Annotated in this window: 22 protein-coding genes and 1 pseudogene; 1 reads left to right on the top strand and 22 read right to left on the bottom strand. The window is 44.2% G+C overall.

The window, feature by feature from the left end:
* Positions 1-20: 20 nt before the first annotated feature.
* From Q8P28_02015 to argJ, 12 genes and pseudogenes are all read right to left on the bottom strand, one after another.
* A complete protein-coding gene (locus tag Q8P28_02015; protein MDP2681569.1) occupies positions 21-569 on the bottom strand; it encodes a hypothetical protein in 549 nt (182 codons plus the stop codon).
* Between the two features lie 50 nt (positions 570-619).
* Positions 620-1,843: a PilW family protein gene (locus Q8P28_02010; GenBank protein ID MDP2681568.1), complete on the bottom strand. Its 1,224-nt coding sequence runs from the start codon at positions 1,841-1,843 to the stop codon at positions 620-622.
* Positions 1,820-2,179: pseudogene (locus Q8P28_02005) on the bottom strand (four helix bundle protein). Before Q8P28_02005 ends, Q8P28_02010 begins: the two are co-directional and overlap by 24 nt.
* An 87-nt stretch (positions 2,180-2,266) precedes the next feature.
* Positions 2,267-2,704, bottom strand: coding sequence for a type IV pilus modification protein PilV (gene pilV, locus Q8P28_02000; GenBank protein MDP2681567.1), 438 nt, complete (start codon positions 2,702-2,704; stop codon positions 2,267-2,269).
* A 19-nt stretch (positions 2,705-2,723) separates the two neighbouring features.
* Positions 2,724-3,218: a GspH/FimT family pseudopilin gene (locus Q8P28_01995; protein ID MDP2681566.1), complete on the bottom strand. Its 495-nt coding sequence runs from the start codon at positions 3,216-3,218 to the stop codon at positions 2,724-2,726.
* A gap of 192 nt (positions 3,219-3,410) precedes the next feature.
* Complete coding sequence (locus Q8P28_01990; GenBank protein MDP2681565.1) at positions 3,411-3,815, bottom strand: HEPN domain-containing protein; 405 nt, start codon at positions 3,813-3,815, stop codon at positions 3,411-3,413.
* Positions 3,812-4,141: a nucleotidyltransferase domain-containing protein gene (locus tag Q8P28_01985; GenBank protein MDP2681564.1), complete on the bottom strand. Its 330-nt coding sequence runs from the start codon at positions 4,139-4,141 to the stop codon at positions 3,812-3,814. Before Q8P28_01985 ends, Q8P28_01990 begins: the two co-directional genes overlap by 4 nt.
* Before the next feature lie 160 nt (positions 4,142-4,301).
* A complete protein-coding gene (locus Q8P28_01980) occupies positions 4,302-5,645 on the bottom strand; it encodes a sigma-54 dependent transcriptional regulator (protein ID MDP2681563.1) in 1,344 nt (447 codons plus the stop codon).
* 121 nt (positions 5,646-5,766) lie between these two features.
* On the bottom strand, positions 5,767-7,425 hold the full coding sequence (locus Q8P28_01975; protein ID MDP2681562.1) for an ATP-binding protein: 1,659 nt from the start codon (positions 7,423-7,425) through the stop codon (positions 5,767-5,769).
* A gap of 3 nt (positions 7,426-7,428) precedes the next feature.
* Positions 7,429-8,208 carry a prepilin peptidase gene (locus Q8P28_01970; protein ID MDP2681561.1) on the bottom strand — a complete coding sequence of 260 codons (780 nt, stop codon included), beginning with the start codon at positions 8,206-8,208 and terminating at the stop codon, positions 7,429-7,431.
* 107 nt (positions 8,209-8,315) lie between these two features.
* Positions 8,316-8,738: a HEPN domain-containing protein gene (locus tag Q8P28_01965; GenBank protein ID MDP2681560.1), complete on the bottom strand. Its 423-nt coding sequence runs from the start codon at positions 8,736-8,738 to the stop codon at positions 8,316-8,318.
* Positions 8,739-8,837: 99 nt separating this feature from the next.
* Positions 8,838-10,028, bottom strand: coding sequence for a bifunctional glutamate N-acetyltransferase/amino-acid acetyltransferase ArgJ (gene argJ, locus Q8P28_01960; GenBank protein ID MDP2681559.1), 1,191 nt, complete (start codon positions 10,026-10,028; stop codon positions 8,838-8,840).
* A gap of 137 nt (positions 10,029-10,165) precedes the next feature.
* On the opposite strand from argJ, the gene Q8P28_01955 reads away from it, so the two are divergent.
* The gene (locus Q8P28_01955; GenBank protein MDP2681558.1) at positions 10,166-12,217 is read left to right on the top strand and encodes a transglycosylase SLT domain-containing protein; all 2,052 of its coding nucleotides are present in this window, start codon (positions 10,166-10,168) and stop codon (positions 12,215-12,217) included.
* A gap of 40 nt (positions 12,218-12,257) precedes the next feature.
* Here Q8P28_01955 and Q8P28_01950 read toward each other — a convergent pair whose 3' ends face one another.
* The 10 genes from Q8P28_01950 to Q8P28_01905 all read right to left on the bottom strand — a co-directional run bounded on the left by Q8P28_01950 (position 12,258) and on the right by Q8P28_01905 (position 24,415).
* Complete coding sequence (locus tag Q8P28_01950) at positions 12,258-12,494, bottom strand: cytochrome b5 domain-containing protein (protein MDP2681557.1); 237 nt, start codon at positions 12,492-12,494, stop codon at positions 12,258-12,260.
* 11 nt (positions 12,495-12,505) lie between these two features.
* Positions 12,506-14,128, bottom strand: a complete 1,623-nt coding sequence (locus tag Q8P28_01945) for a transglutaminase domain-containing protein (protein ID MDP2681556.1) — start codon at positions 14,126-14,128, stop codon at positions 12,506-12,508.
* Between the two features lie 89 nt (positions 14,129-14,217).
* A complete protein-coding gene (locus Q8P28_01940; protein ID MDP2681555.1) occupies positions 14,218-15,684 on the bottom strand; it encodes a mechanosensitive ion channel in 1,467 nt (488 codons plus the stop codon).
* Between the two features lie 78 nt (positions 15,685-15,762).
* Positions 15,763-17,895, bottom strand: coding sequence for an adenylate/guanylate cyclase domain-containing protein (locus Q8P28_01935; protein ID MDP2681554.1), 2,133 nt, complete (start codon positions 17,893-17,895; stop codon positions 15,763-15,765).
* Between the two features lie 75 nt (positions 17,896-17,970).
* Entirely contained in the window at positions 17,971-19,032 is a 1,062-nt protein-coding gene (locus tag Q8P28_01930) for a FecR domain-containing protein (protein ID MDP2681553.1), read from the bottom strand.
* 90 nt (positions 19,033-19,122) lie between these two features.
* Entirely contained in the window at positions 19,123-19,734 is a 612-nt protein-coding gene (locus Q8P28_01925; GenBank protein MDP2681552.1) for a hypothetical protein, read from the bottom strand.
* Between the two features lie 58 nt (positions 19,735-19,792).
* Positions 19,793-20,356 carry an orotate phosphoribosyltransferase gene (gene pyrE / locus Q8P28_01920; GenBank protein MDP2681551.1) on the bottom strand — a complete coding sequence of 188 codons (564 nt, stop codon included), beginning with the start codon at positions 20,354-20,356 and terminating at the stop codon, positions 19,793-19,795.
* 91 nt (positions 20,357-20,447) lie between these two features.
* Positions 20,448-21,725 (bottom strand): caspase family protein, encoded by a 1,278-nt coding sequence (locus Q8P28_01915; GenBank protein ID MDP2681550.1) that lies wholly within the window; start codon positions 21,723-21,725, stop codon positions 20,448-20,450.
* 233 nt (positions 21,726-21,958) lie between these two features.
* Complete coding sequence (locus tag Q8P28_01910) at positions 21,959-22,774, bottom strand: DUF4384 domain-containing protein (protein MDP2681549.1); 816 nt, start codon at positions 22,772-22,774, stop codon at positions 21,959-21,961.
* 147 nt (positions 22,775-22,921) lie between these two features.
* Complete coding sequence (locus tag Q8P28_01905; GenBank protein MDP2681548.1) at positions 22,922-24,415, bottom strand: caspase family protein; 1,494 nt, start codon at positions 24,413-24,415, stop codon at positions 22,922-22,924.
* Between the last annotated feature and the right edge of the window lie 12 nt (positions 24,416-24,427).

Here is a 24,427-nt window from a genome sequence, read left to right as displayed (position 1 = left end):
GACCACTGATCACTGTCTTTTCACATCGTCCCCTGACTATCTATGCTATATAAAATTCCCACCCCACCACCTCCGGCGCCGGCCCCAACGCCTTCATACCCAGCCGCAAATTCGAGCGAGCCGCCTGGAAGCGCATAGGAATATAGCCTGTCTATATCCACATTGACCCCAACCCCGTTTAGATTGGTGATGGATAAGTCTGTTCCTGACGAAGGTGTGTCAGTATGATAGTTTGTCCCACCTGTTATTTCTGTGCCAAGGGTTACTGTATCCGCTGCATTAAGACTCGCAGTAGTTCCTGAACCAGATGGAAAAGTAATAGCAGTAGAGACTGTTGCGCTGGATGTGCTTAATTGTCCCATAGCCAAAGTGCTCTCAATAATCGGTATGCCTAAATCAATCCCTGCATCAGCCCCCTGAAGGGCAAGCGATGTCCTTTTTGAATGCCCTGTTATCTGGATATCTATGGTTGATGTATTTATGGCAATCACGCCAAGAAGGGTTACGATAACCATAAGAAGGAGCATGGTGATAAGGATTGCGCCATTTTCATTATTTAGTATCTTCATATTGAACCTCTTTTTCTGATCACTGACCACTGGCCACTGACCACTGTCTTTTACGCCCCTGTCTTAGGATTTCTTATCTTTATAACCTTTGTCAATATCCTTCGCCTGTAACCATCGGATGCCGCGCCTGTGCAGTTAGTAGTGCCGGCATCAACAGGGCGGTCTTCGAAACACTGCGCCTTAAAACCAGTCTGCCCTTTAATATCTGTATTCCTTGTCCTTCCCACAACAGTTGCCCGAACAACTATTATGCTTGACGGATCTGATAAGGTATCGCCCGCCTCGGCGAATATATAATCCAGACCCTCGAACGAGCCATCCCCGTCTGTATCGTCTATCTTCTTGTCCCTTGGGTTTGCGTCTATGCCGTATGCAAACTGAATGTCCTCTATATTTTCAGCAAGGAGTTGTCTGGAAGGCGCTCCCCCGTTCATTCCCCGGAGTCCAGTAGCATCCAAACTTATCAAACACGGATTTGAACTTGAACATCCTGCAATAGAAGTATCCGATACTATCGTATATTGAACTGCCTGTACGATATAAACGGACGTGCCGTCAGGATAGTCTCTATCAAGGGTAGATGGGCTTCCCAATGCTAATGTTCTGGTAGCCTGACCGGTCTGGCCTGCCGCGGCAAGCGCTATGTATTTTGCCCCTCCAAGGCTGATATGCATTCTATTACTGTTAAACGCCCCCCCGGGGAAAAATCTATCAATTGTATCAGCCGCAGGGACGCTCGCAGTGGCACTGAGTCGGATGCAGTTAGCTCCGCTAATATTTGCCTGAATACCATTGACGCAATTAACAACCGCTGTAGTGGTGTCCAATGTCCCAACTTCATACCCAATCCCAAGGATGGTCAAACTATCAGGGGCGCCTGCTCCGCCGCTGGTTGTGACCGTAATCGGTGAAGTCAAGGTTATGTTGCCGCCGGATTGACCGACAAATGTGGTTGGAAGACCGGTGAAGGAGAGCGAAAACGGCGGGTCAGGCAGGCCATAACCAGCCATCCTTATGTCCTTTGTAAGCCTGTCCGTGGCAACCCTTACATTCTGTTGCGCCTCTGTTACATCCTCCTGCGTCTTATACGACCAGTTGCTGGATGAGAATATGGAAATCCCTGCCAACCCCACAACAGAGGCAATAACCATTGCTATTAAGAGTTCAACAAGAGAAAAACCTTTGTTACAGGGGTCAGGGATCAGGGGTCGGGGATCGGATATAAGAGAATTGCTTTCTGAACCCTGAACCCTTTTCCTTAAAGATTTTTGCAACCCATTAAACATTCGACCAAGTTCTGCTGCCTGTGACATAATCCCCTTTACCTGTTCTTCCTCTATATAATTCAGACGTTCAGCAAGCAGAATATGAGTTTCTAATTCTGCAAGCGACCCATATGCTATAGATAGGTGTTGGATAAACTCCTTTGTATGTTGACGACTTCTCCCTTCAGCAATATTGGCTGGAATAGATACGGCCGCGCGCTGTAATTGACTGACTATTCCATAGGTTTCACTTTTAGGAAAAGTTTTTGTCATTTGGTAACACTCCATGACTAAATCCATTGCCTTCTGCCATACTTCTAAATCTTGATAACTCTTAATATCCATTGCTTTATCTCCTGATACATGACCCCTGTTTCGTTTCCAGTTTTTTCGTTCCCTGTTCCCTGGCCCCCGACCCCTGATCCCTGTCTTTTAAGTTAGCCATGTCTCCATAATAGTTGTGATTGTTGCGCTGCCGGTTGCGCCTATCCCCCATGTAACGGTAATAGTAATTGTTGCAGCCTTTGGAATCGGGGAATCCATTGTAACGGCAACCGTGCCAAAGGCATTTGGAAGTGCCGATGCCTGGAGCCTTGCCTGCCACTGTGTGCAGTCTCCGAGGGCAGGTTCGCTCCCTCCGCAAACGCCGCTCGTGTCAATCGCGTCGTAAATATTCGGTGTGCTACCCGCATTTACCCTTACCCTGTCCGCCATCTCCTCTGCAAGACCAATGGCGCGACTCCTATTCATGGCAGAGGTATTGCCTAATATCGCTGTAGTCTGCATCGCCGCAACACCAAGAAGGCCGATAGAAAGAATAACAATAGCTATCAGAACCTCTAAAAGGGTGAAACCTTTTTGATTCAACATATCCCTCCACCTTATTCTACTACATTCTTATATTGCCTGTATTTCCACTAACCGTAATTGTTATAGTCCTTGTACCTTTTGTAATCGTTAGATTACCGCTTGATGCAGTACCGTTAGGGTTAAATTCTACATTAGTTCCGGTAAAATTCTCGTTAAATGTCAGAGTAGAATAATCTCCCGAGGAAAGATCAACATCTTTACGATAGAACGGCGCAGCACCAGTGGTGGGATCGTCCCCTGTGCATAGGTTATTATCAGCCCCAGGGGTGTTTCTTATGCTGTAGGATGTAAATACGGTGTTACCGGCAGAAAAACAGACTGCCCATTTTCTACCACCTTTTATTGCACTTAACCTTGCCATCTGCATATCCCCATAAACAAGCCTTGCAGCGCCCCTGACTCTGTAGCCTGTCCTTATACCCTCGGTGCCCAATACCGCTATCGCAGTCAAAGTAGCCATTACAGCAATGGTTATAAGCAGTTCTATCAGTGAAAAACCCTTTTCATCCTTCATCCTCTATTCTCCTGCTTAAATAACAATGCAACATCTATGCCAGATAATATACAAAGTTAACTCATTGAAAATTAAGGGATTCTTAAGGAAGTATAATTTAAAGAAGTGTTAAATTTTGCGCAAACTATGAAAATTTTTCATAGCAACAAACCGAATAAGAAAACCTATTACAACTCCCACATTTTGACGTTATCAGGCATATCCCTTCTGCTTCAGATAACTGTTTATCTTGTCACACATAACCTCTGCCTCTTTTCTGAACTCCACAAAATCATCTTTTGAAACGACATAGGCAGGGTTGTAATCAGCCTCCTCCCTGTATTTCATCAGCCTTGCGAATATATGGGAAAACCTTGCCTCCAGTATCCCCTCTCTTATAAAATATTGCCCGAAAACCCTCAACACCCCTTCGTGGCTTTTGGGTTCAAGCCCTTTGGTGAGAAGGAGCGCCCGGACAGTGTGAAGCAGATAGTAATAGAGCCTTGAAACTGCGCCTCTTACAAGGTTATTCTCAAAAAGCAAATTTGCCTCTTTTAAAATTTCGGATGCCTTCTCAAGTTGAATCTTGATATTGTCTTTCTTATTCCCTTCCGTCATAACGGTATCCCTTCCCTTTCGATATCGAGGGCTATCCTTCTCTCCCTGCTTTTCAGAAACTCAAAATCCTCCTCGGAAAAGACAAGAGTTGAAAGGGGAGTAAGATATTTAATCTCTATGTCACACACAGCATCTAATATCCGGTTTTTAAGTTCTCTTGTCATACCCCTGACAACAATCGCTATGTCTATATCCGACTCTTTGTCGTAATCCCCCCTTGCCCTTGAGCCGTAAAGCACAAACCTGACTACCTGTTTGCCGCAAATCTCCATAATGGCATGCTTTAGCTCTGATAAAACCTCTTTCTCATCTGCTTCTTTATTCAAGGGGCTCTCCTGCAAAAAGGTTTATTATTTGTCCCGCAAACCTGTAAAGATTTCTTTGAGGTCTATCTCCAGACCATCAAGGATTATTGATTTTATTATCCCAGCCTCATAGTACGTTTGATGATAACTCAAATTCAACTATAGCAAAAGATTAAGAAACTTACAACCCATACCCCTTTATCTTATACAAAAGCGCCCTGTGGCTAATCTCTAAAAGCTCCGCTGCCTTGGTCTTGTTGCCGCCTGTTGCGTCAAGGGCTTTTTTTATAAGCTCTTTTTCAACAACCTCTTCCGCCTTCTTTATAGAAAGACCCGGGGGCTGGGGACCGGGGGCTGGTGTCTTAAAAAACGGAAGGCTCTTCTGTGTTATTACATCAGCGTCTTCAAGTATCACTGCCCTCTCCATCACATTCTCCAATTCTCTTACATTCCCGGGCCATTGATAGCTTGAAATGGCATCCATCGCCTCTTTATCTATGCCTTTTAGCGGCTTGCCGAATTTATCAGAGTATATTTTTAAAAAATGCCAGGCAAGGGTTGGTATATCTCCCTTTCTCTCCCGCAGCGGCGGCAGATTTATGTTTACAACATTCAGGCGGTAAAAGAGGTCTTCCCTGAAACTGCCTTTCTTGATTTCTTCTGACAGGTCTCTGGCAGTTGCGGCTATAATCCTAACATCTATTTTTTTAGATTTAGAATCGCCAACCCTTCTTATTTCACCCTCCTGAATCACCCTTAAAAGTTTTACCTGAAGCTCCTTTGGAAGCTCGCCTATCTCATCTAAAAACATAGTCCCTGCATCTGCCTCTTCAAAAAGACCCGGCTTATTTCTTACAGCATCAGTAAATGCGCCTTTGACATGACCGAAGAGCTCGCTCTCAAGAAGCATTGCTGGAATCGCGCCACAGTTTACAGCAACAAAGAGCTTATCCTTTCTTTTACCATGATAATGGATAGCCCTTGCTATGAGCTCTTTTCCGGTACCACTTTCTCCCGTGATTAAGACAGTGGTATTATAGTCTGCCACCTTCTTTATAAGTTTAAATATTTCAAGTAGTTGTTTATCTTCTGTGATAATATTCTTGAGGTCATATTCTTGCTCGGCAATATGTTTAAATCTTGTGTTTTCCCGTTTAAGCCTTTCTCTCTCCTCTGCCTTTTTTAATGTAAGTATAATCTCATCTGTCTTAAATGGCTTTGAAATATAATCGTATGCGCCGAGTTTCATGCACTCGATTGCTGTGTCAATGGCGCCGTAAGCGGACATCATAATGACCACAGGCTGATGGCTGATAGCTGATAGCTGATGGCTTTTTAGAAATTCCATCCCGTTCATCTCCGGCATCCTTATATCGCAGAGTATAAAATCAAAATCTTCCTTCTCCAGCATCTTAATTGCCTGCCGGCCGCTTTCTGCAGAAACCGCATCATAGCCTTCCTTTTTCAGGATTATGGAAAGCATGTGGCGCATGGAATCTTCGTCGTCAATGATTAAAATTTTCATAGTTTTTTAAACCGTAGTTTGCCGATTTATCGGCGCTTGTAACTCAAACCTTCAGGTTTGAGTTTTTCAAGGCTAAAGCCTTGAGTTACAATACGCTCAATAAATTGAGCAACTACAAAATCTATCGTATGGTAGGCAGTAAAATCTCAAAGATAGTTCCCTTTCCCGCTTCGCTCTTCACCTTTATATCTCCGCCAAATGTCTGAACAATTCCAAGCGATACTGCAAGCCCCAAACCTGTCCCTTTCCCTTGCTCTTTTGTTGTAAAAAACGGGTCGAATATCTTGCCGATGTCTTCTTCCCTGATGCCTCTTCCAGTATCAGTAATAGAAATTATAACATAGCTGCGGCCCAAAGTTTGAATGCGTATGCCTGCAATGTCCGCATCTGCCATATCGTTTTTTCTTCTCCTGACCTCTGAGCGCTGTCCCCCCTGCTTACTACCCCTGCTTACTGCTTGCAGGGGCAGGCTTGCAGGGGCAGGTCTGGCCTCTGTTTTTATAAATATCTTTCCGCCTTCAGGCATCGCATCCTTTGCATTGATGAATATATTCAGCAGAACCTGTTTAAGCTTGCCATCATCAATGAAGACATTTGGTACATCCTTGTCAAGATTTAGGTCAAATGATATGCCGTTTGCAGAAAACTGCGGCAAAAGTATTTCAACGGAATCTTCTACTGTCCGGTTTATATCAATATTATGCATAGCCTCTTTCGTCCCGCTGAGCGGGATCGACGGTCTTGAAAAATTAAGAAGGCCCCTCACTATGATGTCAATCCTTAATATTTCTTTCTCAAGCCGTGTAAGTATTTCCAGCGCCTCCTCATTATGCAGGCTAAAACCTGCGGCTACGGTGATGGGGGGGGCTGCGCCTTTTTTGAGTATATCAACATAACCGAGTATTGCGCCCAGAGGATTTCCTATCTCATGGGCAATGCCTGCTGCAAGCCTTCCAACAGTGGCAAGTTTTTCAGACCTTATCAATTCTCCCTGCATGGCTGTAAGTTCTTTATTAAGCCTTTCCAATGTCTTTATCTTTTCCTCAAGTTTATCAGCCATTATATTGAAAGATAAGGCAAAACTCCCTATCTCATTGGAGGGCTTTATATTTACCCTATGTTCAAGTCTGCCGCCGGCTATACTTTCAGCGGTCTCTTTAAGAAGAGCCATAGGCCTTATTATGCCTCTGGAAAATAGATAGACGCCTAACGTTATTATAATGAGCGAATCAAACAAGGAGTAGAAAAAGATAAACCTTCTGAAATTTGCGCCCTCTTCCTTTATATCCGAAAGAGGCATGGAAAAAACTAATCTCCCAAGCCCCAGGCCCCCTGCCCCCGACCCCTGCTTCAAGGACGTTGATATAAACAATTCCTTTCCAACCCCCTCAAACCACCCCCCGCCTGTAGTCTTCACCGCTAATCCTTTAACAGAAAAGAGCAGCCTCCCCTCGTCTTTGTCTGTCAGCACACCCTCACCTGTAACAAAAAATACCCTTCCCTTTTCATCTGTTATGCTCATATCTCTTATTATGCCTTTTTCCATAATACTTTTTACAAAATCCCTGAACCCCTTTGCCTCTGCCCCCTGCCTGTCCTGAACAAATGTTTGAACAACCGCGGCAATGACCTCTGCCTCTTTAGCCTTTCTGAACAAGGCGCTCCATTCCAGCATCTTGATGCTTAAAAATCCAAGAAGGGCTATGGCAGCCACTGTTACAAGCGTAAGTCCTGCAATAAGCTGGCCTCTTATGCCCCAAGTTTTTTTTATTTTATCCATAGCTCACATACCCGCCCGCATACCCGATAAATACCATTTTATAAGGTATTCTCCAAAAAAGAGGGAAATTAGCGCGCCTACGGCAAGAAACGGACCAAAGGGTATGGCGTATTTGCTGTCCTTACCTTTTGCCAGCATCAATACAAACCCGGCAGCAGCGCCAATAAACGAGCCTGTGAATAAGGTTATTATAACGGCTTTCCAACCAAGAAATGCGCCTATCATTGCAAGGAGCTTTATATCTCCGCCACCCATGCCTTCCCTGCCTGTAACAAAGTGATAGCTAAAGGCAATCAGAAAAAGGGTTCCGCCTCCGACTAAAACCCCTATGACAGAATTCAATATCCCGACAGGCAAAAAATAAGAAGCCAACAAGCCTACACCAATCCCGGGAAGACTTATAACATCAGGAATTATCCGATATTTAATATCTATGAATGTTATTACGATAAGGCTTGACACAAAGGGAAAATAGATAAAAAACATCACTGAAAAACCATATTTATGTAAAAGCATTATAGCAAAAAGACCTGTTAAAAATTCCACAAAAGGATACCGCAGCGAGATAGGAGTTTTGCAGCTACGGCACCTGCCAAGAAGGACAATATAACTTACAATAGGAATATTATCATAAAATGCAATAGGATTATTGCAATTCGGACAAGAGGATGGAGGAAATATTATTGATTTGCCTTCTGGGATGCGGTGGATGCAGACATTTAAAAAACTTCCTACAATGCTGCCGAAAATAAATGTGAAGATGTAAATTAAGGTATCTGGCAATAGGACTCCTTTTGATAGAGTCAAAGAGTCAGAGGGTCGCAGAGTCAGAGTAATTGAAACAGCAGCAAAATTTTGACTCTATGACTCTTTGAATCTTTGACTCTGTTTCACATCACTTCCGGAATATACGTCTTTCTCTTTTCCTCCACAAGGGCAAAAATATCCGATGCGATCTTTATCGCCTCTTTGGAATCTCTGGCAGATATAATCTCGGCAGGTATGCCGCCTGGAAGGCTGTCAGGATACCGGCTTGTCTTGTAATATATATCTAATCTGCTGCCGGATTCAACAATTGCCTTAAAGTCTTCATCGTATGTAAGGCACCTTTCAAGGAGTTCGCTGACAGAACGAGTCTCCCTTGCATCCTCCTTTTGCATGAACAGGAATGCCCGCAGCGTCTTTGCAGCACCTTGTTGAGCCCAGAAACACGCATGCGCGTAAAAACCGCCCTGCTGGCTCCATCCTGCTGACTTCAGATCATTCTCTGCCTGCCTAAACCACCTGTCTGCCTCTTTTGCCAAACCTTCCATAAAAACCTCCGGTTTAGAGTCAAAGATTCAAAGAGTCATAGAGTCAAACTTTTTGATATTGCTCTGACTCTTTGACACTCTGACTCTCTGACTCTTTTTTCAGCTTCTATACGCCGCATTTATCTTTACATAATCATACGACAGATCGCTTGCCCAGACTGTCTTTTTGCCTTTGCTCAAACCCATCTCAATCTTTACGCATATATTCTCATTCTTAACAGCCTTTGCCGCATCCCTTTCTCTGTCTGCGTCAAGACCTCTTAACACAACAGGCACACCATTGAAATATATATTTATCTTTTCTTCTTTCACATATGCGCCTGAACGGCCTATTGCAGCAATTATTCTTCCCCAATTGGCATCCTCGCCAAAGAATGCCGTCTTCACAAGAGGCGAATTGGCAACAGTCTCTGCGATCTTTTTTGCGTCTTTATCTGTCTTTGCGCCGCTAACATTAAACTCCAATAGCTTTGTTGCACCTTCACCATCCCTTACAATCATCTTTGCAAGACTCTGACAGACCTTTTCAAGCATCTGATAAAAAGGTGTGAACTGTGAACTGTGAACTGTAAAGTGCTTATTCCCTGCTTTTCCATTGGCCATGAGCAACACAGTATCATTAGTTGATGTATCTCCGTCCACTGTTATGCAGTTAAATGATTTGTCAACCGCTTTTTTCAAAGCCGATTGCAATGTTTTTCTTTCTACCTCTGCATCAGTTACGATAAATGCCAGCATAGTAGCCATATTCGGGCATATCATACCCGCGCCCTTGGCGATACCTAAAACAGTAATATCTTTGCCGCCTATTCTGCATTTTTCAAACGCAATCTTTGGAAATGCGTCTGTTGTCATAATCGCATTAACTGCATCATTCCAGCCTTTTGATGAAAGGGAGAAAACAAGTTTTGGAATGCCTTTTTTTAGCCTGTCAATCGGGAGCCTCTGCCCAATAACCCCTGTTGACGAGACCATTGCAAAACCCTTTTTTATTCCAAGCGCATCTTCGACTGCCGCGACCATGCTTTTTGCATCTTCCATGCCTTTTTTGCCTGTGCAGGCATTGGCATTGCCGCTGTTTATAATTATTGCCTGACACAGACCTTTTTTAATCCTCTGCATATCAATAAGGACAGGCGCTGCCTTTATTTTATTTTTTGTAAACACACCTGCAAGAGTGGCAGGCAATTCAGAATATATCAGGGCAAGGTCTTTTCCCCCGTCCTTCTTTATTCCGCAGCAGATGCCTGCTGATTTAAAACCATTTATGGATAGATTTGAGGGGCTCATATTCTATTCTTCCTCTCCATTTAGTCACAAAACAAAGCGCCGGTTATGAAGTTTAAAACAACTTATGAGGAGAAGTCAAGGAAAGGCGCATTTAGGGTTAAATTGACAACTACTAACAGCTGTGTTACTTTTATCTCATGCCTGATATAAAACACATAATATCTTTTGTTGTCGCCTCGTATATCTTTGTTGCTGTGCCTAATATCCATGCAGGAGAACCTGAAAATAACCTCTCCCTTGGCTACAAGGCATACCAGGACGGCAGCTTTGAAAAGGCAATAGGTTATCTGGAATCAGCAGGAAAAGGAGATACTATCCTCTCCGACTATGCCCTGTATTATCTTGGAGAGGCATATCTATCTCTTAATAAAGTTGACGAGGCATTAAACGCATTCACTGCCTGCATCAACTACAATCCTAAAGGCCCGTTAGAACCCTCTGCCCAAGAAAAAATCGGCGACATCTACCTTGCAAAGGGCGATGCGGCAAACTCCATAAATACCTATAAAGGGCTTTTAACCGGACATTCGGATAACCCTCAAACCCCGCACATCCTTTACAAACTTATCCCTCTCTTAATGCAGAGCAACAGACAGGGAGAAGCCTTTCCTTTTATTAAAAGATTACTGACCGAATTCCCGCAAGCAGAATATAGCGATAATTCTTTTATTTCCCAGGTCTTATCAGGCGAGGTCAGAAAATTAAACATAGATGAATTCTCTACGAGGGCAAAGGGCTTATTAAAGGCAAGAAATTATGGAAAGGCTATTGAAGAAAGCAAGGCATATCTTTTTGAAGGCCCGCCGTGGTTTCCGTATGATGTCCCGTTAAAACATGACGACAAAATGAGTTTCCTTCTCGGGCAGGTATTTTATCAGGCAAAAAATTATAAAAAGGCCGTGGAGATTTTTAAAGAATTATTCTCATCTGCTGGAGACGGCAAAATAAGACAGGAATCGCTCATCTATCTTGCCAGGGCTTATATTAAGCTAAAGGATTTCAAGTCCGCCAGAGATGTATTAAAGACTTTTATATCTGTATATAATGACAGAGGCCTGAGAGGAGAGGCACTCTATAGGCTTGCCATGATTGCAAAAGATGAAGGAGATGTAAATCTGACTGCTGTTTTTTTAAAACAACTTATAGCAGAAAACCCTTCATCTTCTTATAAAAATGATGCACTGTGGCAGATAAGCTGGCTATTATACTCGCAGGGAAATTTGGAGGAATCCCTTGAAACATTGAATCCTCTGGAAAACTCGCCGTTAAGGATGCGGGCAGTATATTGGCAGGGGAAGATATCTCTTATGCTTGGTAAAAAGGATAATGCTGCAAGGCTATTCAAGATTGCCGCAGATAGTTTTCCACCCGTCTATTATTCTGTCAAGAGCAGAAAGGCGTTGGAAGAGATTTCAGGTCACGAACTGCAGGAGGTGAATTTTAAAATCCAAAAATATGAGAGCCAAAATTCATATGAGTCTCTGCCTATGCAAAGGGCGCAGAGATTATTAGGGCTTGGGCTGAACAACCTTGCATTAAAGGAATTGGCGTCCATGAACTACAGGCAAGACCCGATAAATATAAGTTTACTATACAGGCAGGCAGGTGATTTTCATCATTCCTATATTTCAGCGAGGAGTTTATCATATGATTTTACTGATTTCGCATACCAACTTGCCTTTCCTGAAGGCTATAAAGAACTGGTGGAGAGTGCTGCCAATGAATTGCAAATAGACCCTCTCCTTGTCTATGCAGTAATGATGCAGGAGAGTGAATTTGACGAAAAGGCAGTCTCAGGCGCAGGGGCAGTCGGCTTGCTGCAAATAATGCCGGGCACAGGAGAAATGATAGCCAGAAAACTTTCTCACCCGTCATTTAAACAAGATAAACTGTTTCTACCGGCCATTAATATAAGTTTTGGCGCATGGTATCTTAAAACAATGATTACGAGATTTAAAGGTAATCTCCCTCTTGCTGTTGCTGCATATAATGCAGGCCCCAATGCAGTGGACGAGTGGCTGAAAAAATGGGGCGGGCTTGATACGGATGAATTTGTGGAAAATATCCCATATCAGGAGACAAGAAAATATGTGGAAAGAGTAATAGGTTATTATGAGGCATATAAAACAATATACAGATATGGTTCGGAGGCTAATCTTGCCGGCCGGATTGCAGAGAATGGCGAATAGAAATGCCTCCCCCTCCCCCTCCAACCTTTTAGCCTGTATTTTATCCTCCCTTATATTCGCCAACTACCCTTAATTTTTCCAGCACCTCATCTTTGTGGGGCGCATCGGCCATATAATCGGTCAAATCCATGCCGGCATAATGCTCAAAGTGGAGGCCATCCAGGAATAAAGGGCTGGCCGTAATATCATAGACCTTGCCCTTGTAAGCAAAGAGTATCGGCTTCCCCTGCTGGCTTCCGTCGTATTGCTTTAGTTCCTCTTCTGTAAAGACCTTCACCTGATACCTCCTTATTCCAAATACACCCCTGCTGCCTTGAAGTTAAAATCGTAATTTAATATGTCTAACCAGTCAATCCCCTGGCTGGTTGAGCGGGTATCATCCGCATCGCCGTAAGGATTGCCGGGGATATAAAACCAATTCACGATCGCATCCTTAGATTTTCTCAAAATTATCCAGTAACGGCCCGGCGTCAGGACAGGATTATCAGAAAGTTCCTTCGCAAATCTGAACGGAAACCACTGGTATCCAGGAGAGTATTTCACGGTATCAAGGTTGAGCGGAAAGCTTCTTATCCCTTCCATGCCCGGCTTTCCATTGTCATCCTTAACAACATCTAACCACAGGCTCCCTGCCCTGCCTCCAAATTTGTGCATTGCAAGATTTATCTCCTCAAGTTTCATTTGCCTTGAGATAGTAAATGCCTGGGCGTAAGTGTATTCGGAGGTAACATATTCAGCCGTCTCTTTATCCAGCGTCTTATAACCCTCCTCCCCTCCTTTGCCTTTAACGAATATATCAACAAAAGAAGGAAATTCCATATTCCCAAACTCAACCCTTTCCATAACCTTTGCAGGTTTTGGCTTGGGCCTTTCAGGGGCCTGAATCTCTATAACAGGTTTTTCAACATGCGCGATAATTGCATTAGTAAGGATATAATTGGATGGATTTGCCTTGATATCTTTAAATGAGAGTTTTATATCGTCTCTTACAAAGTTTGCCTGAATATCCTCTCTGAACGGCGGAAGCGTTGGCGAGGCAAGCCATGAGTCGTTTATGTCCTTTGCATCTAAACCTGTTGTCTGTTTTATGTGCCTTGGACTTACAAAGAGATGACTCTGCTGGGCATCATATGGAATCCAGCCGATATCAGGATAATATACCTCAAGCCACGCATGGCCACCCTGTCCTATGCTCTGGACAAGGCTCCCTTTTTTAAGAGGCGCCTTCCATGACTTATTCAGGGTAATTCCACCTACAATCCTTGCAGGTATGCCAACAGCCCTTAAAAGTGCAATAGACAGATGTGAAAAATTCTGGCAGTTCCCGGTTCCAGTATCCAACGTATAGACAGCGTCATACTGCGGAGGATTGGTAGTATATTTAACATTATCAACCACCCAGTTTAAAATCTGGATTACTGCCGCTTCTTCTGTGGCGGAGCCTCTTGAAAGGTTATTTGCCAGTCCTTTAATCCTTTGATTATCTGCCTGCGTAAGCGGCGTAGAAACAAGAAACCTCTTTTCTTTTTCTGCCGCATCTTTCAATGGAAACGGCGCTGCGCTCGCCAGTTCTTTGAGGGTTATAAATAGCGCAGCCGTAAACTTCCCGCTTACAGAGGCATTCCTGTTTATATTAAGCCATGTAACCTTAGTAAATTTATTCCCGAAGGCATCGGTCTCTGTTTCCACGGATGCGGGCTTGGGCTCGTAGACAAGTGCGTAATCTTTAACATCCTGATTTACAGTTGAACTTGCAAATGAAACCGGGCTTGCAAAACGGAACACTAATTTTTTTAACCCTGAAGGCGGGACAGAAAAGCCTTGATTCTGTTCAATCTCTATAAACTCATCCATACTCCCTTCAAGTATGATTGTTGACGAAAAGGCAGCAGCAGGCAAAAAAGCTATCATGAGGAATAATAGAATAATTTTTAATCCCCGATAAAAAATTTCGGGGACAAGATTGCAATTTTTAATTTTCAATTTGCAATTTGCAGTTTTCACGATTTCACCTTCCCTTTAAAAAATGATCTAATCTTGTCAAGCACATCTTCTGCCGCAAACATCCGCGCCTCAATCTTTTCTGCCTCTGTTACAATCTTTCTTTTGGTTTCTTCCAATTCAAGGGATCTGGCCGCAACTATCTTGCTGAGCCTTTCCATTAAATCAGGGCTCTTCTCAAACACCTCGCAGAAACTCCTTGAATCTATAACAATGAACAGGGAATCCTCTTTTGCCCTAACAGTCGTCTTTCTCTCCTCCCCTGTAAGAAGGCTCATCTCTCCGAAAAACCCGCCGCCTTTTAATGTTGCCACATAACTTTCTTTACCTGTCTCGTCTATAAGAAATACATCAACAGCGCCGTCTTTGATAAAATAACATGTGTCGCCCTTATCCCCTTGCTTAAAAATAATCTCTCCTGCGCCGTAAACTTCCATCTTTGCCGCAGCAGAAACCCTCTTTATGTCCGCATCCGATAAGGGCTTAAGAAAATCCATGCCTTTGAGATAAACCTCGATATCCTCTGGCTTAACCATACTTATCGCTTCTTTATGGCGGTAGATTGTCCTTATCGGGAACGGTATCTCAATATTATTCCGCTTAAACGCATACCAGATATTATAATGCAGCCCGTTTTTTATCTTTAATATTGAGCCGTAGTCGTTTATCCAGACCCTCAGCTTATAGTGTATTGAAAAATCGCCAAATGCTGTAAGATAGACCTCGGGGTATGGGTCGCGGAGTACCCCTGGCTCTTTTAATGCGACCTCAATAAGGACATCCTTTACCTTGTTGGGCGGGTCGTGATAACTTGCGCCCACATCGATCTCCGCAATATGAAGCGGCGTGGGATATGTATAATTATCCACATAGCCTTCTGAAAGGAGTTTATTGGGAAGATACACATAATCATTGGAAAAGGTCAGAAGCCTTGTGGTCCGCCATGTCACATCCATGACACGACCCTCCTTGCCGGCTATATTCACCCAGTCCCCTTTTGCCACAACCCGTTCTGTATTTATCCATATCCCTGTAAATAAATTCTTCAATGTCTCCTGAAGGGAAAGGGCGATAATGCCTGTAAGCACTGCGGATGTTGTAAGGAGGGGCGACAGGTCTATCCCTACAAGGCGGTGCAAAAGATAGACAGCAGTTATGAAATAAAGGATGAGGCCTATAAGGGTTCTGAGCAGGGGAACGATGGTAAAGTGTCTCAGAAAGGCAAGCGGGGCGTCTGAGATAACCCATCTTACAAAAAACATCACGGCAAGGGCGGTAAACAATATAAAAGCTCCGTCTATTATCCTGGCGCCCTGCCCCGGCAAAACATCCCTGCCTATAATGAATATAATCTTAAAACCTGCGGCAACAAGAGAAAACAGAAGGACAACCGCCAGCGGCTTCCAGACGCTTGCGCTGGTAGAAGACTTAAGATTAGCTGATGATGCGGGTTCTGGTATTATCATAAGCAAATCAGCAAACAGTAGGGCAAGGCTTTAAGCATGCCTGTAGCAACCCTGAAGGGTTGCCCTGCATAATATAATCTATTTTGTCTTTGCAACATAAACGCCGTCCCAGTCAGACGGCGGAGGCAATTTAAGGCAATCTAAGCATCTTTGCGCATATAAAGCGCTAGGGCCGTCTTTGGGAAATTTATCAAGTATGGCATCAAACCCGGACTTTGCCTCTTCAAACATGCGACTTTTATAAAGAGATAAGGCCTCTGCAAAAGAGTTTGCAAGTTCTTTCTTTAAGACATCACCCGGAAGTAAATCCATTAATTCATAAATCGCAACCGGGGTTTCCTTTCCTTTTACCCGCACCATATCAAGCTCGCGGAAAAGGAAATCATTAGTCGTCAATCTCTGGGTGCTTTCACTCACAATTATGGCTGTGCCGTATGTCTTGTTCATACCCTCAAGCCTTGAAGCAAGATTCACATTGTCGCCGATGGCGGTATAATCAAAACGAAGGTCTGCGCCCATGTTGCCGACAACAGCATCGCCGGTATTGATGCCGATACCTATAGCTATGGATGGATAACCTTTTTCCTTCCAGTCGCCGTTTAATTTTTCCAATTCTTTAATCCATCTAATAGCAATTTTGCAACCCTTCTGCGGATGGTCAGGAAGGTCAATAGGCGCATTGCAGATAACCATTATGGCGTCGCCTATATATTTATCCAGAGTCCCCTTCTCTTCCAGAACTATCCTGGTCATGGGGCTTAAATATTCGTTCAATACAGCTACTAACTTTTCAGGAGTAAGCTTTTCAGATAATGATGTGAACCCCCTGATATCGGAAAAAAGTATGGTTATCTCCTTCTTCTCCCCACCGAGCTTTAATCTGTCAGGGTCTTTTAGTATCTCTGATACAAGATCAGGGGAGACATAGGTGCCGAATGCCTTTTTCAGATAGCGCCCCTTGCTTTCAACAACGATATTCCTGTACGCCTCTGCAAGGAGATAAGAAAGGGATATGCCTATGAAAGGATATATCGCGCTTGCCACAAGATTATAGGAGTAGAAGAGATAAAAATTGACGGCAGTGTGCAGTGAAAGGAATGCCAAAAATATAATAAGACTGATGAATGTCCTGTGAACCCATGTAAGGGATGCGCACAGGCCGACAGATAAAAAGATTATAAAAAATATATCAAGGGCAACAACTCTGCTGTCATGTATTAAAAACCTTTTCTGCAATACATTTGCCGCAACTGTTGCATGAACCTCAACCCCCGGATAGATGGGATCTAATGGTGTAACCCTTAAGTCATATATCCCCTTTTCTGTTGCCCCTACAAAGACTATCTTTCCTTTGATTGCCTCTATTGGCAGCCTCCCCTTTATAATATCTACCGCAGAATATGTCTTGAATGTTCCGCCTTTGCCGTAAAAGTTAAGCTGAAAACTGCCTCCCTCATCTACAGGAAGTTCCCTGTCGTTTATAGAAAGGCCATCCACACCGTAAGGCGCAATCTGCAATACAACATCGCCTTTTAGATATTTTCTCAGCGCCTCAAGCGCAAGGGAGGGATATATGTCGCCCTTGTAGAGAAATATAATCTGTGATCTTCTTAGAATGCCGTCATTTCCATCCGGAATTATATTAAAGAGGCCAAAACCTGAGGCGTCTTTTCCTATTACAGGTATATTTGTCTCTATGCCCGGGAGATCAACGATAGGAACAGAGGAGGTGCTTTCAAGCATTTTTACGATCTTTATCTTTGAGCGGTTAATTTGATTTATAGCCTTCTTATCAGGCTCGTTCGTTGCCTCTTCCCTTAAGAAATAACCAAGGACTACATTTCCTGCCTTCTTTACAGCGTTTCCAAGGGCATTGTCCCTTTCTAATGTCTCAGGCTCGGAAAAAACTATGTCAAGGCCAACAACCTTTGCAGGCGCAAGATTATCTATAAGCCTTGCCATGGTCGTCCTGGGCCACGGCCATCTGCCAAGCTCATTTACGCTCTTTTCATCTATAGCAACAATAATAACTTCATCAGCAGTGGCCGCCTCCCCCCTCGCCTTAAATCTGGCGTCGCCGGCTGTCCGGTCAACGCCCTCTATAAAAGAAGGCTTCGCCACATAAATAATCAAAGATAGTGAAGAGGCCAGAATGCCCCAGAATAGAAAAACCCAGAATTTATTGGCTACAAATCCTGCCCTTTCTTTCACCCCGTTAGAAACCTCCTCTCTTAAAGATACCCGCCAAAAGCAGATAATTCATTAACAATGAGTTTCTAACTGGGTTCACTGTTTGCCTTCTTCCTTTTCAAGTTCTTTGATTAGTGTTTCCACAGTGGATGTGTGCTTACCCTGAGGATACTGCTTAAGATATCTTTGCAGATATTCTCCTGCCTTTTCCTTTTCACCCATATCCTTGTATATCATGCCAATGGAAAAGAGGGCATTTTCAGCCTGCGGCATTTGCGGATATTTGTCAAGCACAGCCTGATATTCTTTCAGCGCCTCCTGATAGAGGCTTAAATTCCTTGAATAAACAGTGCCTCTCTGGACGCGGCTCTCAGCTACTATCTCAGGTATATCGGTCAGATCCGCCGCAATCTGAAAAACCTCAAGGGCCTCTTTGTATTTGCCGCTGTCGGCAAGATAATGGCCGTAATTCATATTCCATCTTGCAAGGATTTGCGGGAGTTTTCCCGCCTCCTGCCATTCCACAGGGGCATCAACATTTGTCACTGCCTCAAGCTGTTTCCTTGCATCTGATAGAGGTGTGTTTGGTTCTATCTTAACAGGGGCAATCGGCGTATGGCCCTGCGTGTTCTCTGTCATTGTATCGGGTGACAGCGATACTGATTCTTTATCATTACCCTTAACCTCTACAGTTCCTTCCTGACCGAACAAGACATTTGCCTTGCCTTCGTTCATCACAATAAAGTCAGTTCCTTTTACACCTGCAACCGCAGTAGGGGTCTTAACCCACATATTGGTTCTGCCGAAAAATTTTGCAATAGCTGCCCTTAACTTTCCCTGAACAAATATGGTTGCGCTGCGCCTGTCTTTATCCAGTAAAAATTTTGTTATCTCCATCTCTGTATTATTTCCTATGGTAAGCCTGCTGCCGTCCTGCAGTAAAAGCTCAATCCTCCCGTCGCTCCCTGTCTTTACCCTGTCCCCTTCATTTATCTCCATCCCTGCTGATGCGGCAGCCCATTTCTTTTCTCCCTTTGCCTTGTAATAGACTGCGCCGCTCCCTTTTGATAGATTGCCAATACCTGCATAACAGTAAGCATCAGGCAGTAAACAGTAGGCAGAAATCAAAACTAAAACGATAAAGAATATTTTACGCATAAAAACCTCCAATTTTAAGAGTCAAAGCGCCAAAGAGTCACAGAGTCAAAGTTTTTACTCTGATACTCTGACACTTTGACTCTCTGACACTTATTTTAGCTGCCATTCCAATGCCGCGCTTCCCACGACGCCTGTAATTATAAGCCTGAAATAATTAGCATTCTTTTTGGGGAGCGGTTCTTTTCCACCTACCATATACTTTGGAAATCTTATGACATAACCCGAACTCCACAGATCAAGATAGGGATAAAACTCTCTTATGATGGGGCTATTTACATCCACCTTTTTAATCTCGATAGGAGAGACCCTGTCACCCTTTTCATCTTCCAGATAAATCTTCCATATAGATTCAGGTGTATTAAAATCATTCCACCTCTCTTCGGGGGTATATACTGCAATGAAGAATTCGTTAAACTTCTCATCCATCTCCACTTCTGCCTTGGCAAGTCTATCCTTCTGGTGATCATACATCTTGTACCGCCTTGCATATTCGTCAATGTACGCCTCTCTCAATGCAAGGCTTTTATAGGTCGCATACACAAACAGCTTGCTCTCAAGACGGTCTATGACTTTTTCATGTCTTGTCATCCTCTGAAGACCAGTAAAATAATCCTTTGCAGGCTGCGCAACATCCGCATTTTTTGCAGCACACCCTATAAAAACAGTTATGAGTGATGAGTTGAGAGTGATGAGTAAAAGCATAAATAAAAATCCTGTAAATTTTGAAATTTGAAATTTGAAATTTGAAATTTTCCTCATCCTATCCTCCAACAACATCCCTTTTTGTAAATATCGCCTTAAACTCATAACCAGCCTCTCGTATCTTCTCTCCCCCTCCTTCTTCCCTGTCAACTATTGCAAAGACAGCGCAAACTTTTAATCCTTCTTCTTCAGCCATTTTTACAGCCAAAAGAGACGAACCTCCTGTTGTTACCACATCCTCAACTATAGCAACCTTTGCGCCGTTGGCAAGGTTTTTCTTTCCCTCTATCCATTGACCAAACCCGTGTTTTTTTGGCTCTTTTCTTACAATAAAGGCCGGAAGCGGATCGCCTTCAAGCCAGCTCACAACTGCTATGGCGGTTGCAATCGGGTCTGCGCCCATTGTAGGACCGCCCACTGCCGCAACGACGCTGTCTAATCCCTTTACCATATCATAAAGGATTTTACCAACAAGATATGCCCCTTCAGGGTGCAGGGTTGTCTGGCGGCAGTCTATATAAAAATCGCTCTTTCTGCCTGAGGCAAGGGTTACCTCTTTTTTTTCATAAGATTTTTCTTTAATGATTTGAAGAAGGCGGGATTTTAGTTGGTCTATCGACATAGATTATTTGTTCCCTTTTTTCCGTAGCCGCCGACCTTTATGGTCGGCCATTCGGCGGACATAAATGTCCGCATCTACATTGTTATTTTTCTCATTTTTCCATTAGTTTCTGTTTCATCAATTCATTCGGCGCAATTAGTTGCGGCGACTGTTCATTATTATAAGTTTTTCTGGCAATGCGCTCCACCTGCGGCTTGATATAGTTAAACAGTTCTCCTAATTCAACTTTTCCATCTCCATTGACATCGCCATCGCCTTTTAAGCCTTTGAGCATAAAGTATGTAAATAATCCATGCCCTTTTTCTTCATATGTGGAACTTATCTGATCTCCTGATGAGGCAGAAAGGACTCCTACTTTTGAAGGGATTGCTAAACTTTCCATTGTCATTACAAGCGGCCTCGCTCCTTTTGCAATGACAGATTTCCCCCCTGCGCCTGAAAAACACGAATCAAGTGCAACGATGATTTCTTTTGCCGGGAGTTTTCCGAGGGCTTCATAGAGTCTTTTTAAAGAATATCCGGTCTCGGCAATGAATGACGGGTCTCCGTCATAAGGCACTAAGAAGGCGTCCCCTGTCTTCACATTCGGCGCACCGTGTCCTGAATAGTAGATAAATACAGAACCATCCTTTTCTACATTGTTAGGCAAGCACTTTTCAAAGTATTTCTCAAAATCGCTCTTTGCAGCGTGTTCATTTGTAAGCGTTACAACATTCTCTTCTGGATAGCCCATTACCTTTGTGAGATATTCTGTCATTGTCTTTGCATCAGCTACCGCAAAATCAGCCTTGGGAAGTTTCTGACGATATTGCTCAATGCCGATGACTATGGCGTATGAGTTTTTGTTTGGTTTTGCTTTTATTGAGGGAAGCTCGTCAACATCGGAACGCACGACGGGCGGCTCGGCTCGCGCCTTTCGACCGACGGCGTCGCCCGCGGAGACAGAGGAAGCTGCCAGTATCTTGGAGACGACGTCCTGAGATTGGAAGACCGGCCCTATCTTGGACATCAGATCGGCCAGAGCCGCCGTGAAGGCGGGGCCCCACGGTGAAACGTTGTAGCCTTGGCTGATCCCGCTTCCGAGCAGAGTGTTCTCCCAAAGGTTCTCGCCCCTGGAGCCTTTCACGGTGAGGATGGAGGCGAGGTCCGCCGTGAGACCCTGCGGGGTTCCGCGAGTGCTGGCCATCGTTACCGCAACGCTGAGGGCGGCATCTGCCTTGGCCCTGCTTGCGACCAGAGGGATCCCCAGCCGTCCGAATTCCACCTCCAGAGCTTCCCGAAGGCTTTCGGAGATCGAGGGAACGAACCCTCCCCTCCCGCCCAGCCCGGCTATCTGTCCTCCTCCGGTGCGGTCCTCGACCTGGTCCAAGAAAATACGGGGCTTCACATCGAGATCCAGCGGTCGGGCCGCCGAACTCGGCTGGTAGCGCATGTGGATAGTCGTGGAGCAGCCCCCGAAGAACAACCCCATCGCGGCCAGACAAAGCGCACTGCGCCTCAATGATAGGAAATTGCTTTTCACAAGAATAAAGGGGGAACACTTCCCATATTTATCAAATATCTTTCTCATAATCCGCCTTCTACTGGTAAATTTAAATACCTTTACCTCTTCAGCACATACACCGCGGTTGCCTCTGCCCAATCAGCAGGCTCAAGCTGGTTAAGCCTCTTTACCAAATCGCTTATCATGCCTGTGGATTTTGCGTCATACATCTTGAAAAATCCTTGCTGAAATCCTAATGGGATTATATCCTCTTTCTGCCTCGTTGCGATAATCTTTATTTTCTCCTCTGCTGTCTTTTCCTTATACTCCGGCAGAAACTGCGCCTGCAATTTTATTTTGCTTTCATCAGAAGGAAACTGATAACCCTTGCCTGCCTTGACGCTGTTATCAGCATTGATTGAATTGGGCAGAAGCAGCGTCACAGAACCGTCTGCTGCGACTGAAAAGATATAGATATAACAGTCGCTGCTTGCCTGATAAAATATCTTTACCTCATCGCCCTCTCTCAAATCTGTTTTTGAAAGGGAGAGTTTTATGGATATGCCCTCGCCTTTTTCGGGATATACGGGTTTGATAAGGGCTTTGAGTTTGACCTTGTAAAGGTTTCTATCTTTTTCATCCCATCCTTCTTTTATTATCTCAGTTTTTTCAATCTTTCCCCTGACAGAGGCATATATTAAATCCTCTGCAAGTTGGCTGTTTGAGACAAGGGTGTGGGATTTTATAAAAGTCCCAACCGCCTCCGCAACAGCCTTGTTTTGAGCGTCTATCTTTGCCCGTTCTTTTACCTCCTTCTGGGTCTCAATCTCGCCCATGACAGCCTCGCCGTCAGCCTCTACCCAGACCGGGTTTTCAGAGGCATGGGATAAGAGTGGAATAAGGAGTAGAATTATTATTAAGACAATTTTTTTCATCTGAAAATACCTCTTTTACCCCATCCCCACCCTAACCCTCCCCTTGAAGGGGAGGGAACGAAAAAGTTTCCTCTCCCTCAGGGAGAGGATTAAGGTGAGGGTGGGGTTAATTTTCATGTTCCCTTGTGACCGAAGGTCATGGATGTTTCATTTTGTCTTTTCTATCAAAAACATCTCCTGCTTTTCCGATGGCGCAATCAACTGCGGAGATTGTTCGTTGTTATAGACCTTTCTTGCAATCCGCTCTACCTGTGGTTTGATGTAATTGAATAGTTCTCTTATCTCTACTGTCCCATCTCCATTTGTATCGCCTTCTCCTTTGATTCCCTTCAACATAAAGTATGTAAACAGCCCATGCCCTTTTTCCTCGTATGTTGAACTTATCTGGTCTCCTGATGAGGCTGAAAGAACTGATATCTTCTGAGGAATAGTAAAGCTTTCCATATTCATAACCAGCGGCCTTGCGCCTTTCGCTATTACGCTCCTTCCGCCTGCGCCTGAAAAACACGAATCAAGGGCAACTATGATTTCTTTTGCCTGAAGTTTTCCAAGATTGTCATAAAGCCTTTTCAGAGAATATCCTGTCTGGTCAATAAATGCCGGGTCTCCGTCATAAGGCACAAGAAATGCATCCCCTGTCTTTGGGTTAGGTGCTCCGTGTCCTGAGTAGTATATAAAGACTGTGCCGTCTTTCTCTGCATTATTCGGCAGCCATTTCTCAAAGTATTTTTCAAAATCGCTCTTTGCAGCATGTTCATTTATTAGCGTAACAACATTCTCCTCTGGATAACCCATCACCTTTGTTAGATATTCGGTCATTGTCTGTGCGTCATGTGTCGCAAAATCAGCCTTTGGAAGTTTCTGACGGTATTGTTCAATGCCAATTACAATGGCATAGGAGTTTTTGTTGGGTTTTGCTTTTATTGCAGGAAGTTCGTCGACATCAGACGAAGTCACTTTGTGTTCGGGAGCCGCTTGGGGTGCAAATGTCTGAGCTATCGCCGCCTTGGGGGCGTTCGATTTTGCAAGAGCGAAAGCCGCGGCCTTTTTGGAGGACAGCAGCGCGTTCTCTAATTTGAGGCTCGCTTCAGCTGCACCCTTGCGCAGACCGTCCATCTCTCTTGTCCCGTCGGGGACGATGAATCTATCTATTCGGCCAGTAACCGTATCTATCCGTGTTTGGTCCGGAGCCAACAAGACCACGCTGGCGTTGAACCAATTCTCCTCAAAGATGCTACCGGGCATTTTCGCTGTGATGTCGATCACCGCCGTCAGATCCGTAGGAGCAGCCCGGGCATCCTCGATCGTGTCCAACCGCACCGCTGATTTGAAATTCCTTTGCAATGCGGCTATGACTTCTCCGAAGATTGCTTCTATATTGACAGGAACTCGAAACGTTTTCTGCCACCTCTCCATGTATTCGGCGGTTTTCTTGGAATTCTCCGATAAAATGATGCCAACGGTCAGGTTCTTGAAGGTATTTTGAGCGGACGCATCCGGCCTCAAGCCGGCCAACGGGTCTTGATGCTCGGGAAGACTGACACAGCCAGCAAAGAGCCAGCCCAGTAAAAGGCAACCCCCCGCTATGCGTGAAAGAATAATTGGGGGACACTTCCAATATTTATCTAATATCCTTTTCATAATGCACCTCCT

Source organism: Deltaproteobacteria bacterium (genome assembly GCA_030690165.1).
In the GTDB taxonomy this organism is placed as follows: domain Bacteria; phylum Desulfobacterota; class GWC2-55-46; order UBA9637; family UBA9637; genus JACRNJ01.
Note: the sequence above shows the minus strand (reverse complement) of the source record. Positions and strands in the feature narration are given on the sequence as shown.